The organism is Naasia sp. SYSU D00057 (assembly GCF_017916505.1).
In the GTDB taxonomy this organism is placed as follows: Bacteria; Actinomycetota; Actinomycetes; order Actinomycetales; family Microbacteriaceae; genus Naasia.
Genome location: NZ_JAFMSZ010000011.1, coordinates 1 through 348, shown reverse-complemented (window position 1 = coordinate 348; position 348 = coordinate 1). Strand labels below are relative to the sequence as shown.

Here is a 348-nt window from a genome sequence, read left to right as displayed (position 1 = left end):
ACATCCCCGCCCTCGCCGCCACGCCGCCGGAGCTCTTCGGCATCAGCCTCATGACGACAGGCGGCCAGTTGCTGGAGGCCGGCGACGCACGCCACCCCTTCACCATCCAGTCGGTCTCCAAGCCCTACACCTACGCCCTCGCCGTCGACCTGCTGGGCCGGGAGCGCATGCGCGAGGCGGTGGGCGTGCAGCCGATGGCGGAGGCCTTCAACGCGCTGGAGCTGGAGCCCGTGCGGAACCGGCCCTTCAACCCCATGGTCAATGCCGGCGCCATCGCCGTGGCGGGGACGCCGCGGGGCCGGGACGCGAGGTGCGCCCACCGGGTGAACGGCAGCACCCCAGCCGTCG

At 73.3% G+C, this 348-nt stretch carries 1 protein-coding gene; it reads left to right on the top strand.

Annotated features, from left to right (window positions below):
- Positions 1–348 (top strand): glutaminase (locus J3P36_RS16040; RefSeq protein WP_210509262.1); only part of this gene is annotated, 348 nt, incomplete at both ends.